12 protein-coding genes are annotated in these 15,885 nt (G+C 37.3%); 7 read left to right on the top strand and 5 right to left on the bottom strand.

The genetic code is table 11. The annotated features are described in order from the left end of the window. Positions 1-3 precede the first annotated feature (3 nt). Positions 4-747, bottom strand: a complete 744-nt coding sequence (locus EGI26_RS10505) for a LytTR family DNA-binding domain-containing protein (RefSeq protein ID WP_255078157.1) — start codon at positions 745-747, stop codon at positions 4-6. Between the two features lies 1 nt (position 748). Next, entirely contained in the window at positions 749-2,770 is a 2,022-nt protein-coding gene (locus tag EGI26_RS10500) for a sensor histidine kinase (protein ID WP_255078156.1), read from the bottom strand. 328 nt (positions 2,771-3,098) lie between these two features. Between EGI26_RS10500 and EGI26_RS10495 the strand changes: the two genes are divergently transcribed. The 6 genes from EGI26_RS10495 (at position 3,099) to ffh (ending at position 12,778) form a co-directional block, all read left to right on the top strand. After that, positions 3,099-3,428 (top strand): LytTR family DNA-binding domain-containing protein, encoded by a 330-nt coding sequence (locus EGI26_RS10495; RefSeq protein WP_255078155.1) that lies wholly within the window; start codon positions 3,099-3,101, stop codon positions 3,426-3,428. 18 nt (positions 3,429-3,446) lie between these two features. Next, entirely contained in the window at positions 3,447-7,307 is a 3,861-nt protein-coding gene (locus EGI26_RS10490; protein WP_255078154.1) for a 3-coathanger stack domain-containing protein, read from the top strand. Positions 7,308-7,327: 20 nt separating this feature from the next. Beyond that, positions 7,328-9,502 carry an O-antigen ligase family protein gene (locus EGI26_RS10485; RefSeq protein ID WP_255078153.1) on the top strand — a complete coding sequence of 725 codons (2,175 nt, stop codon included), beginning with the start codon at positions 7,328-7,330 and terminating at the stop codon, positions 9,500-9,502. A 44-nt stretch (positions 9,503-9,546) separates the two neighbouring features. After that, a complete protein-coding gene (locus EGI26_RS10480) occupies positions 9,547-10,353 on the top strand; it encodes a hypothetical protein (RefSeq protein ID WP_255078152.1) in 807 nt (268 codons plus the stop codon). Positions 10,354-10,942: 589 nt separating this feature from the next. Further along, positions 10,943-11,326, top strand: a complete 384-nt coding sequence (locus EGI26_RS10475) for a hypothetical protein (protein ID WP_255078150.1) — start codon at positions 10,943-10,945, stop codon at positions 11,324-11,326. 135 nt (positions 11,327-11,461) lie between these two features. Beyond that, entirely contained in the window at positions 11,462-12,778 is a 1,317-nt protein-coding gene (gene ffh, locus EGI26_RS10470) for a signal recognition particle protein (RefSeq protein WP_255078148.1), read from the top strand. A gap of 53 nt (positions 12,779-12,831) precedes the next feature. Here the strand turns inward: ffh and EGI26_RS10465 are convergent, their stop codons facing one another. The 3 genes from EGI26_RS10465 to EGI26_RS10455 form a co-directional block, all read right to left on the bottom strand. Then, entirely contained in the window at positions 12,832-13,734 is a 903-nt protein-coding gene (locus tag EGI26_RS10465) for a PE-PGRS family protein (RefSeq protein WP_255078147.1), read from the bottom strand. 62 nt (positions 13,735-13,796) lie between these two features. Next, positions 13,797-14,831 (bottom strand): ferrochelatase, encoded by a 1,035-nt coding sequence (gene hemH, locus EGI26_RS10460; protein WP_255078145.1) that lies wholly within the window; start codon positions 14,829-14,831, stop codon positions 13,797-13,799. Continuing rightward, the gene (locus EGI26_RS10455) at positions 14,828-15,559 is read right to left on the bottom strand and encodes a hypothetical protein (RefSeq protein ID WP_255078142.1); all 732 of its coding nucleotides are present in this window, start codon (positions 15,557-15,559) and stop codon (positions 14,828-14,830) included. The genes hemH and EGI26_RS10455 overlap by 4 nt, the downstream gene beginning before the upstream one ends. Before the next feature lie 132 nt (positions 15,560-15,691). Here EGI26_RS10455 and EGI26_RS10450 point away from each other — a divergent pair, with 132 nt between their 5' ends. After that, complete coding sequence (locus EGI26_RS10450; protein WP_255078141.1) at positions 15,692-15,847, top strand: hypothetical protein; 156 nt, start codon at positions 15,692-15,694, stop codon at positions 15,845-15,847. Positions 15,848-15,885: the final 38 nt, after the last annotated feature.

Here is a 15,885-nt window from a genome sequence, read left to right as displayed (position 1 = left end):
CCCTCACAACCACCCAAATCGCTCCACGAGTTTCTCTTTCTGATTGCGGGCTACTGGGATGGACACTTCGTTGGACATAATGAGGTAATTGCCCTCGCCTTTTACATAGCGGCTTATTTGGTCGAGGTTAACAAGAAATTGACGGTGAACACGCAGGAAATTACGTTCTTCCAAAATTTCCTGAATATCTCTGAGGGTTTTTGACACTAAACTTGTAGTACCGTTTTTGAGATAAAACTTGGTATAATTATCGTCTGATTCACAATAGATTATGTCGGCGATGAGTACAAATGTCACGCCGTTTTTAAAGGGTAGTGCAATTTTGTCTGGCAAGGCTTTTTTGGGCGAGGCATATTGAATTTTCAACATGTTAAGTTGGCGTTCGTCAATTCTTTTTTGCTTTTCAATTTTCCTCACACATTCCTGTAACTCTTTGGTTTCTATAGGTTTAAGCAAATAGTCTACTGCACTATATCTAAAGGCCTTTACAGCAAACTTGTCATAAGCTGTCACAAAAACCAAGGCAAAATCTATGTCACCCAACGCTTCAAGCAGTTGAAATCCGTTCATTCTGGGCATCTCTATATCCAGAAAGACCATGTCGGGTTTTAATTCTTGTATCTGTTTTAGTCCTTCGAGGCTTTGTGTACATTCTGCCACTACTTCTATCTGTGGGCAGCACATTTTTAACTGCAACGAAAGTAGTTTTACACAGTCCAGCTCGTCATCTACGATTATTGCTTTCATTTTAAATTGGGATTTGTATGGTTACTTTTGTGCCTATTCCACATTTTGTGTCATCATAGAGATCCTCTATTTTTACTTTAGCATCTGTTTTATAAATCTGATTGATGAGCTCTATGCGTTCGTTGGTGACTTTCATGCCAAAAGACTTGTGTTTAGTGGCAGTTTTGCTTTTATACTCAGCCGATTTATCTCTGCCTACGCCATTGTCAATGATTTGTATTTCAAGCATATTTTCTGCCAAGAGATTTACCAAAATGCTCACTTTACCGCCAAACTCTTTGTGCATGAGTCCATGCCAAATGGCGTTTTCAACAAATGGCTGAATGAGAAGAGGGGGAATCTCAACATATTGCAAATCTATCTCTGGCGAAATGATCATCTCATAAGTTACTTTCTCTTTAAACCTCATGATTTCCATTTCAATATATAATCGAAGAGTTTCTATCTCTTTTTCGAGTGTAAGTCGCTCAGAGCGAGAGTTGTCCAGTACCAAGCGAATGAGTTTCGAAAACTTGGTTAAGTACACGGAAGCACTTTCTGAATCGTTTTCGAGCGAATATAACTTAATGCTGTTGAGGCAGTTGAATATAAAATGGGGATTCATCTGCGAACGCAAAGCTGTGATTTCTGTCTCGGCTATTTTTTGTTCAAATTCAGTAGTTAGCGTATTTATGCGTTGCTCCTCTAGTAGTTTGTCTTGGGTTTGGATAACGTCTAAACGCTGACTGAGCTCAAGTTCAAGCCTTGAGGTATAATTTTTCTGAAGCTGCTGATTTTCAAGCTGAATCAACCTTGACCTTTGGCTCAATGCCAAAGAAAAACACGCCAGTTCCCACACAGAACCTATGCCATAGCAGACTATTGGAATAAACCAAAATCCTACTTTGTCTTGTATTTCAGTAATTTCAACAACTACAGAAATGGTGGCTGCTGATAAAACGCCAATAGAGCCAATCATTAACATGTTTTTTTGAGGGATTTCAGAGCGAATTATGTAAATAACTGTAAACAGAATTAACAAGTTGGTTACAACCAAAAACATATCGGCGTAGATTGTGAGTTCATAGTCATAAGCCACAACAGCGAACAATGCTAACATAAAACCTACTAACATAACTTTGATGGCAATTCTAATGAAATTGTTAATTCGCTGGCTTTGTTGTCTGATTTCTAAAAAAGAACTGATAAACATCAAATATAAAATACTCACAACAAACTGAATGGCAGTAGGCCAGGGCAAAGGATCATTATCTCTATTAAACTTGGAAATATTCATAAAACCAAAACCAAATGCCCGATTGAGCTCAGCCGCAAAGAACAATGCATTGATAAACAAATACATAGCCCAAAATCCGTAAGTTTTATCTTTGGTAAAAAACGCTTGGAATAATGCTATCAACCCAGTGAAAAAAAACAAGCCAATGACCATGCAGACAAAAGCAAAAAGCTTTGTTCCTTGAAATTCACGTTCGACACGGAGTTTTGTAGGCCTTTCAAATGGAAACAAATAACCTTCCCGATTATTAAAAAATATGAACTTTTCAATCCTGACCCAGTAAGTATTGACGTTTTGAGGTGGTATTATAACTGGAATCAAGACTCCAGAATCTGAAAACTTTATCTGTTTCAAATCAGTATAAACGAGGTTATGGTTGCCATTTTGGGAATAAAAACCCCGCATCAGTTGTTTACCGAAATACCCTTTAAATTTTAAAGTATCAGAGGTTAAACTGTTTTTTATACAAAACTTTACCCAAACAGTATTATTGCGATACAAATCTCTTTTCAACCAATCATATTTCATGAAATCAGCCTTAATGAAAATGTCTTTCAAGGATTTTTCATGACCATTTTCTATATAGTATTCTGAGTTGTTTTTGATTTCAATAATATTGAACGTTTGACTTTTAATATCCAAAGTATCGATTTGGGTGAAAGCAGGTGTCGCCAACAACATACTTACAGCCAACAAAAAAAAAGAGATTCTATGCGGAATATTACAAGAATGTCTGTATGAATTCATTCCATTTTCTTTTTTAATTGAAACACAAGATACCAATTACTACATGAATTAAAAACGATAAAGGGTGAACAGCCATTTTTTTGAGTGAACGGTTCATTCTGAGCGGCATGTGAGAAAATCCTGCAGTAAACCTCAAAAAAACGTCACTCACTCAATATATGCCACCAATCGCCCCTTAGCATTATTTTACTCGAAAGATTAATTACAAATTCGATGAGGAATTCAAAGGAAGTCGGGCTTTTTTCTCACCCAAATTGGGGATTTTTTGGACAACCGCTTCTGCTGACCTTTGACCCATTGATTTAATCCAAAAGTAAACCGAAAACCCATGAACGCATTAAACATACTCGGCCTCTGTGGTCGCGAACAAATAGCCGCCGAAGATATCATCTACTTGGAGGCGGATATTAACTACACCACGATATACACAGTAAGTAAAACCAAACACACCATGAGTTTTACGCTCCGAAAAGTAGAGGAACGGATAGCTGGAACTGATTTTTTACGCATAAACCGTGGACTGAGCATCAACCGAAATTACTTACAGAACATCAGTTCCTTAAAAAAAGAGGCCTTTGTGACCATGAGCAATGGGCTGGTACTGCCGGTCAGTAGGCGAAGGTATCATTTTGTGAAACAGAATTTTGAAATAGTATAACCCATTAAATTTCTCAAAATGAAAAAGATATTTATCTATTTATTATTTATTTATTCTGGTACTGCCCTCGGTCAAAATAGTATTCAGATTATAGCACCTACGCCAACAGCTAGCTGTGGAGAGTCATCTATATCGGTCACTTTTAACGCTTCGGGGAATTTTACCAACCCTAATTTTACGATTAAACTAAAAAAAATAGAATCTTGCTATCTGACCTCAACAACTACTATTGTTTCAACCTATAGCTCTACTTCCAGTCCAATTTCAATAAATATTCCAAATATACCACCAACCACACAAAATACCGGAACGTATTGTAGTACCATGTATGGGTCTTTCCCAGCGAGTAGGTCATACGGTTTGACAGTCGTAAATGGACTAGATAGTAGTACAGTATACACCCTGAATGTTTTACCGTCTTGCAGTTCAATACAAAATGTGAGTAGCATGTTTACATGTTTTGGAACGAATACCCTTAATTCAAATTTTGCCACTTTTGAAATAGTCTCTGGAAATGTTTTTACGGCTGAACTCTCTGATTTAGGCGGAACCACATTCCCAGTTACTCCAGTAGTTGTAGGAAGTTTGAATAGTAGCACAGCTTCCACAATACCAATAACTTTGCCTTCTGGCACTTCGTCTGGTACTTACAAAATAAAAATTAAATCTAGCAACCCCATAGGTGAAAACACTGGAACACTAACTGTAATAGGAATTCCGACAGGCATACCAAACTTGACCAAAAACGCCACATCCCCAGTAGCTGGCGGCACAAGCATAACGCTAACAGCAAGTGATTGCCCGTCTGGTAATGGAGTATTGTGGTCTAATGGGAGTCAAAATAGCAGTATAATTGTAGCTCCATATTCATCCACAAATTATACCGCAACCTGTAAAAATAATTGTGGGCAAGCTCCAACTGCAGCATCTATTTTGGTAGAAGTGGTGGCTCCTCCGAGCATAACTTCCAATAGGTACAATTTTTGCCCAACAGGGTCCTCGATAACTCTTACGGCCGAAGGTTGTACATCACCTGATTTGGTAACTTGGTACAATGCAAGCAATGGAGCAACTTTAGGCACAGGACTCACTTACACTTCCAATGTTAGCTCTCAAATTTATTTTGCAGCCAAATGTACTCGAGGTGGCGGGCAGTCGGCATACTCCAATCAAATTAATATTACCCAGGCAAGCATTCCTCCTACTCCGACAGCTATAACCAAAAGTCCAAATTCTGCAGTGGGACCTTATGGCACGGTGACATTGTCTCTGGCCACTGGTGGAAGCTATGGAGTAAAATGGGAAGATGGCTCTACGGCAAATCCTAGATATGTAAATCCTACAGTTACTACTAGTTATACTGCTAAATTTACTTCTCAGGGTTGTGAATCAAGTAATGGTTTCACTACTACCGTAACCGTCGATCCAAACTTGGCCTCCGGTATTTCTATTAGCTCAGCACCAAATGTAGATTATTACAGCAACGGTCAGGCGAAACTATGTGCCTCAGAAAATATAAATTTAAGCTCTTTGGGTTGCCCAAGTCCTGGGGTTGTAAAGTGGTATAGAAAATGGTATAACAGTACCCCTGTCCAGATTGGCACCGGAACTACCTTAACCACAAATAATATTGCAACTGCTGATGTTGATGGTCGTTTCTTCTATTATCTAGCAACTTGCACCAATGGTACAGTTGTTTCACCATATTCAAACGAAGTTTCAGTTGCTTTGTTCAATAACTGGACACCAACTTCAATTATTGCTACTCCTTCGGGTAATGTAAACCCTGGCACTAGTGTTTCATTATTGGCAAATGGAGGATGTGGAAATTCGACAACTATCAAATGGGACGACAATACTACTGCCTCTACAAGAACAGTGACACCAAACGCCACCACTTCCTATTCATACAAATGTGTAAATGGAGCTTGTGAATCTAGTTCTGTCAGCAAAACTGTAACTGTTGTCTGCCCAACTATTTATGCTCCAACTTTAAGTACAACTTATAGCAATATTGGTTTAGGAGAATCCGCCGACCTAACTTCATACTGTGCATCAGGAACTACCATCAAATGGGATGATAATTCAACTGTGAGTATCAGAACAGTTACTCCAACTGCTTCTAGCACCACATATACAGCCAAATGCGTAAATGATTTGTATAATACTTGCGAATCTGGTATTTCCAGCATTACAATTTACACTGGAACACGACCCTTAGCACCTACTATATCAGGTCCTACTTCGGTGTGCTTAGGCTCAACCATTCTGTTAACGCCATCTGGATGTCCAGCAAATACTTCTGTATATTGGTATCAAAATCAAGGAACTAATAGTTTTAATTCCACTTACAACAATCAAGCATTAAGTGTAACACCAACTGCCAACACTACTTATTATGCCAAATGTTATTTTAATGCTTTATATTCCATAAGTTCAAATGCCGTAGAAGTAACCACACTAAGTTTACCGGCATTGGCAACCAACATTACTGCAGTTTTGACTACACCTGCTATACCTACGGTTTTATTATCAGCCAATTGTTCGGGTGCGACCGTATCTTGGTATTCAAAAGCCGCAACAAACTTCCAAGTATATCCCAATGTTGGAGTAGAGACACTTATTGGATCAGGAACTTCATTCTCTACCAATCTAAGCACGCAAGCTGCCTATGTGGTTAAATGTACCGATGCTATCACCACCTGTGTTTCTTCTTTAAAAGTCAATATACCCAATTCTGTCTCTGGCACCTCAGTTTCTAACATTGATGGCAATTATTCTTTAGGGAGTTTTGTAGGTACAGGCAGTTCTTATGCCTATGGTACCCAAACCGTAGATTTTGTGCCACCGAATGTGGATTATGGGACGTCGTATTTCACCAAGGGAATCGTTTACAATGGGAGCTATTATTCTCAAATTTCGAGTTCTATTCAGGTTATTCAAAGAAAAGATAATAATTGGGAAATTTGGACTTACGATGGCAGACCAGGAGGCTTTATAAATTCTAGCAGCAGAAGTTTTCGTACCAAATTTAAGTACATCTCAAAATTACCTCCATGTGGAGTGGTTTGGATAAAAGACTCTGATGGATCGGAAGTAAACTTGACAATAGGAGATTTTTGCGAAAATGCTGTAGCTGTCCCAGTACCTAACGCTCCAGTCATTACCTCCACCGCCACGACTGTTTGCGAAGGCTCTTCGGTAAGTTTAACAGCCACTGGATGTGCAGTAACAGAAGTAGTTGAGTGGTTTCTTGGAAGTGCCGCGGTTTCCTTTACATCGGGCAACGCCACTATAAATGTCTCTCCCGCATTTACAAATTATTACAGTGATCAGACATTTACCTACACTGCAAGATGTAATATCGGAGGAATAAAGTCATTTGCATCAAATGCGATAAACGTAACCATGCCCTATGTATATGCACCACAACAATTGGCCGTAAACCCAACGGGTACAATTTTCACCAATACCTCAGTCACATTAACTGCCCAAGGTTGCTATTCACCCAATACTGTCAAATGGGAAGACAATTCTATCATAAACCCACGAGTCATAGTTGCTACCACCAGTACAACCTATAGTTTTAGATGCGTGAAGAGTGGCTGCGAATCTCCAACATCTTCGGCCACAAACCTCATAGTGAATCCATGTCCGCTCGTCCGGACGCTTTCAAGTACTGCTTCCCCCACAGATGATGTGGATTCAGGAACAATTATGGTACAAGCGGCAAATGCCATCGGCGGCAAAATAACAGCCACCAACAAAATAACAGGAACAGCAACGGTGACCTATCAAGCAAAAAGCATTGAACTAAATGCTGGTTTCAAAGCAGATAATGGTGTGGTTTTTCTGGCTCAAGTTGGTGGGTGTAGTTAATACGCAAGAGATATAAAAATATGGAAAATAGTAGTTCAAAACCAGTATTCATTGCATTTGTGTTCTTGGCAATTTTACCAATATTTTATCTTGAAAAATACATATACGGGTACAATGTACCCAAAATACTGATGTTTTGGATACTGGTTTATGCTACCCTAGGATTTGCCATTTTCAAGATATTTTACAAAAATAACTTACAAATAAAGGTCTCAATAATCAATATTTTGGTTTTAGTTTTTTTAATAGTTATGTCCATTTCTGGCTTGGTAGGAAGTGGAGTAACAGCAAGTTTTTTTTCGAGCTTCGAAAGGATGGATGGCATTCTAAACTTTTTATTCTTTACTATATTTCTGATAACATTTAGTCAACAAAAAATATCGAATAGCGACTGGCAATCAGTACTAAGAATTTCTTGTACTATCTCATTTTTGATAAGTGTTTTAGCCATCAAACAACATCTTGAAAATCCATTATTAAGATCTCAAGGTAGCTTTTCAAATCCTTTGTCATTAGGTATATATTTAGTCTTCCACATTTTTTTGATTTCGAACTTTTGGTTTTCAGCCTTAATCAATAAAACCAATCCAAAAAAAATACAGCTATTTGTATCCTTAATCTTTTGTGGGGTTTATCTATACGCTTTAACTTCATCGGCCACACGTTCTTCATTTTTGGCTTTATTCGTTGGTACATTCTTTTCGTTGATATATTTATTATTTACCAACCAAACAAGTAAAAAAACAGTAATCTCATTTTCAGTTTGCTTTTTTGCTCTTTGCTATATTTGCTTTAGAGCTTTTAATGTCTCTCCTTGGGCCAAAAGGATTTTGAATTATTCGAATTCTGATAATAGTATTTCTGTAAGGTTGGAACTTTGGAAAATCTCTCTGAAAGGATTTTGGGAAAAGCCATTATTAGGTTGGGGAAAAGAAAATTTCGTGCATTTTTTTGTAAAAAACTACAACAACAAACTGGTTGACTCTGGTGACTGGTATGATCGATCTCATAATTTCCTGATTGACAAACTTATTGAAACGGGCTTACTCGGTTTTTTGTCATTCACCGTATTATTTATATTTGTTTTGATTATACTTTTCAAAAAAACAACCCAAATTTCAAATACTTCCAAAGCAACAATTTTTGGCTTTTTAATAGCCTATTTTGTGTGTTTATTTACTTCCTTTGAAAGCCACATAAGCTACCTTATTTTCTTCTCACTACTTATTTATTTAAGTCAATTTACTGAGTCGAAATACTTTGATATTCCAAAATTGAATTTTGGAATTAAAATCTTATTAATAGCTGCTTACGGACTTTTCGGCTACCTATTTGTATATAAAACCACCAAAACTTATTTGTCTTGGAACACAACATCTAAAAAATATTTAAATACAAATACTGTAGCAGAGAACGAATCAAATTTTGAAGCGTCAATTGTGGGTCGATATGACTTGACTCTCTCAATGGCATCCAACAGATTAAAATTGAACAGCCCAGGAATAGATAACTCATTAAAATTCAGCTACTTATTATATTCCAAAAAGCAACTTCTGGATCTACTAAAAATCTATCCAGATCACCCAATAATAATGTCACAGTTGGGTTTTTTAGAGTTTGAAACTGGCGAAACAGACCACGCAATTTTAACTTTTGAGAAACTTAAAATGATAGCACCTAATCGACATATTAATCTAATTGATTTAGGTATGATGTATTTAAAGAAAAAAAACTTTGAAAAGGCTCTCAAAATATTTGATGAAATTATTGCAATGGATCCCAATTATAAATTAGCTGTCATTAGTAAGGCATATTGTTTTATTAATATGGGAGCAACCCACCAAGCCACTATGCAGCTTAATAATCTCTCTCTTGTAGATATTGTAAAAAACATGGACAAATCGACAGAACTTTTCAGAATGACAAATCGATACAAGGATTTGATTGACAAGCTTGAATCTGCCACAGTGTTAGAATTTAAGTATTTTAAACCAAATACCTATCTAAGATGGATTCAATTGGCTGTACTTACTAATCGACCAAACTCGGTAAAAACCGCTATTCAAGCCTGTGTGAGTAATAATTTCTTTCCGCAAAAAGAAACTGAAATAAATGAGTTAATAAATGGAATTATAAACAAAGACATACCCCCCGAAGCTTTTTATGAGATGTACAAAGAAGTTTGGTGGTATTAAAACTACAGTTTTCAATAATTATAAAAATCAAACAAAAAACAAAAATGAAAAACTCTCTCTACCTCCTCCTTGTCCTGTTTATAGCAATAAGTTCTTGCAAAAAAGAAGACGTTGTGCCTACTGATACTTGTCGCCTCGCTACTATTGACCGAGGCAATGGCAACAAGCACACTTATGCTTACGATGCCAATGACCGCATAACCACCATGACCCGCGAGTTTGACGGCACTGGCTCAGGTGCTATTTCGAAGTTCATTTATACTTTCACTTACGATGCCGCCGGGTTACTTTCCAAGTCTGACATTACATTAGATGGTGTGGCTTATGGCACAGAATCCTATACTTATAATAATGGGAAAGTAACTAAAGCTACTTGGAATAATGCTGATGGCACCAAAGGTGTGAACAACATAAAGCTTGACGTAGCAGGAAATATCCTTGAGTTCAGCTATGAGCCCGACGACAAAAGCTATCATGATGTGCAGTATTTTGAATATGATGCCAACGGAATAACTACCAAGCGTGGTGTAAAAGATGCCGCTTCGGGCTTTGTATATTTTGAATACCGAGAAAAACCAACCAGTATGGCTAAGTCGCCAGAGCAATACTTAAAAGCCAAGGGCTTGCCTTATGATCTCCTTACAGGCTTCTCATGGGTAGCTAACATTGGAGGAGAAGGATCAACAGGCGAAGTATTTATTCCTAACGACAATGGCGTTTTGGTTTCAGATGGAATAGACAAAACTACGTCTATAAAAAAAGATGTCAATGGATATGTAACGGAAGTGAGCTATGAATATCCAGACAAATCTGTAGTGAAGTCAATATTCACCCTCTCCAACTGCAACTAAAAATAGAATCAGGTTAGGTTAAAAATAATAGCAACACGCATCGCTTTTGGTGGTGCGTGTTTTATATTAGGGGTTTTTGAGACTCCCTATTTTAACATACAATAGCGAATTTTAAACTTTTTAGCGTTCTTAACAATGCCCTATCCCTCAATTTTTGATATCAATAGTTGATTTTTTTGAAGGAAGATGCTTCAAGAACAAATTTATTAAGCCCAAATTTGTTCAATTATTCTAATTCCACAAAACTCGAAAAAATCAGAATTGTACCATTCCAATATAAAATTTACGATTGCTTCATCTGTATCCTATCTTTTTCTAAAAATCCTCCAAGAGTCAAAATTAAGTCTATATTAAAAACCATTGTAACATTCTACCCAATGCTTGCACTTTTCATATATGTGTGGTATTATTTCAATATTTTCATGGCATCCTGTGAAGAACTTTCAAATATGTCATTTCAGGTAATTGACACGTATTCAATTTGTTCTGTACATTTGCAACATCAAAGGTTTTCTAGAACGGTAGATTTATTCAAGTACAAAAACAAGATTTAAATTTTTATCAAATTAGAAAACAAACAAAGAAAATTATGAAAAAGCTTATTTTAACAGTTGCAGTTTTGATGGGAGTATCAGCTGCTAACAACACTTTCGCCAACGACAATTTCAACGGAATCAAAATCGTTGAAATCAATGCTGAAGCCAGTGAGCTTCAAGTAAAGGCTTTCAAAGGCCTTAAGTTCCAATTGACCTTAGACAATCTCGATAAAAAAACATATATAGCCATCAAAAACGCCAGCGGAGAAGTATTCCACAGCGAGTACATCTCTAAAACCGAGTCTTTCAGCAAGTTATATGACTTGTCGGCCTTGGCAGACGGCGAATATTTCTTTGAGGTTATTACCGGAAAAGAGAAATTAATGAAAAACTTCCAGATAGCTACAAACGTAACAAGAACTGCTACTGCACAGTAATAGTTTAGCATTGTAGCCGAATCTAAAAAACCTTTGAAGAAAAACCCAAGTTATCATAGCTTGGGTTTTTTATTTATTTAAAATTTTGAGTATTTTTTTTCTTAAATTTGTACCTCAATTTCTAAATAAACAGGTATGTTTCAGAATCTTCAGGATAAACTCAACGGTGCATTTAAAACCCTTAAGGGCAAAGGGCGTATCACCGATGTAAATATAGCCAGCACAGTAAAGGAAATCCGACGTGCCTTAATGGACGCCGACGTTAACTATAAAGTAGCCAAAGACGTCACAGACAGGGTAAAACAAGAAGCTATTGACCGTAAAGTAATGATAGCAGTGGAGCCAGGGCAGCTTTTTGTAAAAATTGTCCAGGAACAGTTGCAAGATCTTATGGGCGGCATGGCCCAGACTGTAAACCTCAAGGGTTCGCCAGCGGTGATTTTGATAGCCGGTTTGCAAGGTTCAGGTAAAACTACTTTTTCAGGAAAATTTGCGGCCTATCTTAAAAAACAAGGAAAGCAAGTGATGTTAGTAGCATGCGACGTTTACCGTCCTGCAGCCATCACTCAACTTCAGGTTTTAGGTGAGCAAATAGGCGTGGAAGTCTATGCTGAACCAGACAATAAAGACGCAGTTTCGATAGCTAAAAATGCTGTGGCGGCGGCCAAAGTCAAAGGCAAGAGTATTGTAATTGTCGATACGGCAGGTCGTTTGGCGGTTGATGAGGTCATGATGACCGAGGTTGAAAACATCAAAAAGACGATATCTCCATCAGAAATATTATTTGTTGTGGACTCCATGACGGGCCAAGATGCCGTAAATACAGCCAAAACCTTCAACGAACGCCTTGATTTTGATGGTGTTGTACTTACTAAGCTTGACGGTGACTCACGCGGTGGTGCAGCCTTATCTATTCGTACTGTAGTTGAGAAGCCTATTAAGTTTATGAGTACGGGAGAGAAAATGGAAGACCTCGACATTTTCCACCCCGATCGTATGGCCAGCAGAATTCTTGGCATGGGTGACGTAATATCTTTGGTAGAAAGAGCCCAGCAGGCTTTTGACGAAGACGAAGCCAAAAAGATGAACAAGAAAATGCGTGAGAACAGTTTTGATCTCAACGATTTTCTTTCTCAGTTGGAGCAAATAAAAAAAATGGGTAACATCAAAGACGTGATGGGCATGATACCGGGCATGGGTTCGGCTGTGAAAGACCTCGACATCAGCAACGATTCGTTTAAGCCTATAGAGTCTATCATAAAAAGCATGACCCCAAAAGAACGTGAACTACCAGACCTCATAGACGGAAGCCGTAGAAAGCGTATTGCTGGCGGAGCAGGAAGAACTATTCAGGAAGTAAACAATCTCTTGAAGCAATTTGACCAAATGAAAAAAATGATGAAGAAATTCAACAAAATGAGTCCAAGTGGTAAATCAAGGATGTTTGGATGAAATTAAATATATATACTGAAAAGCCGTTTAGAGAAATTCTCCAAACGGCTTTTTTATTTCTTAGAATAATAATATAATTTTGGAGGAGTGGGCAATCCTCCCCTTTCGCTTATGGTATAATAGCCTTTAGCTTGATAATCCCAACAAATGGACTCACCTTGGTTTTCCTGAATATACGGTGCTCCAACGTCTCTTGTCCTTGAAAGTGCCTGAAAAACGGTCTCATTGCTTTTCAATTTCCAATAAAAAACTGCAATGTAAGTCTTCAATAATATTTCGTTACCGTCAGCCGAAATATCTCCACCCACTATTCCCCAATAAGGTATAGTTCCTAAAAATTCTGCCTCAAAAGGTTGATTTACTGGTTGCGGATATTTGAGTCTGAAAACCTTTACATTCAATTCATCTTTTGTAATAATATACAAATCCTTTGTTTTTGGGTCTAAAAGTAGTGTTTCAGAGTTATTTGAGGCATTATTTGGATAATAGTACTGAATGGCATCTACTTTCTCTACAAAATTCACACTTGAATTGGGCTCTTCAAACCTGTAAATAGTGTATTGCTTGTGTACACCTCCATTATTATCACCGATATCTGCTGCATATATATAGCTTTTGCCAGTCTCTGGGCCGTTCCCTGTAGCCATATCTTCCCAGTCACGGTTTTGGGCATTGATATTTACAAATTTCTGATAAGATCCATCTTTCGAAAATACATGATAGCCTGCAGCTGCTTCACTGTCGTCTACGATAAACAAATTACCAAAATAAAGTCTGGAAGGTGCTATGCCTGAGGCCTCGTTTGTTTTGTCTAATGGCGTGTCAAAAACCTGTGGAGTTGAATTAAACTGAGTTGTAGAGTCTACTACAGGTTTAGGATCACCACCTCCACTACCGAACAAAAAGCACGAATTTAGACTTATACTTATGAGGACAAATATCAATAATCTCTTCAAAACTTCTTGTTCTTTATTTTGGAAACGCAAAAAAGATACCTTTCGATAAACTTTCAGCAAATTTATTTTTGGTGGCTGTTTTCCAAAACCAATTCCTTTAACAGATTTACCCAGTTTTCGGAGTCGTTGAGGCTTTCCACCAAATCCCAGTTTTCGCCGCCATGTTCCTCAAACAGTTCTTTGTATTCATCTCCAACTTCTATGGTGGTTTCGAGACAATCAGATACAAAGGCAGGTGAAAATGCCAAAACACTCTTGATCCCTTTTTTACCAAATTCTTTGATGACGTCGTCGCTATATGGCTTAATCCAAGGTGTTTTGCCTAGCCTAGATTGGAAACTAGTAGTGTAAGAACCTTCTTTCAGTCCCAATTCTTTCACCAAAAGTCTGGTGGTCTCAAAACACTGAGCTCGGTAGCAATGTTGGTTTTTTTCGGTGATATTGTCACAACAAGTACCAAACTTACATACATTATGGCAGTCGCCTTTGGTTATTTGTCGCTCAGGTATTCCGTGATAAGAAAATAGAAAATGCTCATAATCAAACTTTTCCATGTGTTTGCGGGCATTGGCAGCAAATCCAGCTATAAATTTTGGATAATCGTAAAAGTTATTCACGATTTTTATTTCTGGTATCACCAGCCATTTAGAAACAATCTCCATCACTTTCTGATAAACAGAACCTGTGGAAGCCGAAGCATAATGAGGAAATAACGGTATAACTATCAAATCCTTAATACCTGAGGTTTGAAATTCATCCAACTTAGATTGTATAGATGGATTCTGATATCGCATGGCCAATTTTACCACATATTGGTCGCCCAATTTCGTTTGCAAATCACGCTCATTTGCTAGTCCATAAATTTTTAATGGAGAACCATTTTCAGTCCACAATTCTCTATATATCTTGGCCGACTTTGGGGACCTAAAAGGTGCAATAATACCGTTTACCAACAACCATCTAGGCACTGCGGGTATATCCAACACCCTTTCGTCCCAAAGAAATTCTCTCAAATATTTTCTAACATCTGGCACACTAGGTGAATCAGGCGTTCCCAAATTTACCAACAATACGCCTGTTTTTAACTCTTTACTCACTTTGTTAATTCTGGTTTTTTAAAATCTGTAAAAACACTTTCGTCAAGTTTTTGATATACAGCAATATCCGTCAACTTTCGCTCTCCTCTATCTCCCGAGAGTAAGATTTTACCGTACATTTTATAATCCTTCCAAGGCATTGTAAATCTTGGTTTTTCGTCGGCAAAATTCCCAAAATGACTCCATTGTGTTATCAGGTGTGATTTCTTGTCGACATAAATCCAATATTTGTTATTGGGTGTTACCCCAACTTCTTTAAAGGTCATCTCCAAATATTCTGCGTCATTTCCATCTGCTGTTTTGGCATCACCCATATATTTAAGACTCACACCTGGGTCGTTTAATTTCCATGGCATCACAAGCCAATAGGAATGATTTATCCAAATTCTCTTCGCTTCTTCCAAAAACTTATTCAGACTATCTGCGTGCGTTTGTTCTACTCCTCTTTTCAGAATCTTTCCTGTTTTGTCGTTGATATTTAAAATATATACGGAGTTTTCTTTCAAAAAGTCTATTCTTACTCTACTCTTATGCTTGTCCCACGTCAAGGTTTGATTTCCAAAAAAAGTCCAATGAATAAACCTTGTTTTATCATAGTTTTTCTGCCCTCCCATGGCTTCCACAACCTTGATTTTTAGGCTTTCTGCATCCTGGGCACTAAGCTTGGATGATACACCAATCAAAAGGGAGACGATAACGATTTTTTTAAAAAAACTGAATTTTGTCATATTAATTGATAATTAAAATGTTTTATTTTATGACCTAAAAAACATGGAATACCTTATAATAAAAATTTATAATATATTTTGCGAATTTTCGCTTTCTAACTAATTTTGAACTCAATTTTGAAAAAAGAAATCATGGAACAAGTCACCAACATTTTTGAAAACCCTAAAAATCAATCTTCGTTAGGAATAAAAGATTGCCTAAAACTGATTGGTATAAAGGAGATCACTGCCAATATTTACGCCGTTCCAAAAGGCAAAAAAAACAAAAGTGAGCTCTTGACTGCTTAATTATTCTCAAAACAAGTTTATACAACAAAAACCTCCTT

This window comes from Lacihabitans sp. CCS-44, assembly GCF_024343735.1.
Taxonomy (GTDB): domain Bacteria; phylum Bacteroidota; class Bacteroidia; order Cytophagales; family Spirosomataceae; genus Leadbetterella.
This window is presented reverse-complemented; position numbering and strand designations above follow the sequence as displayed.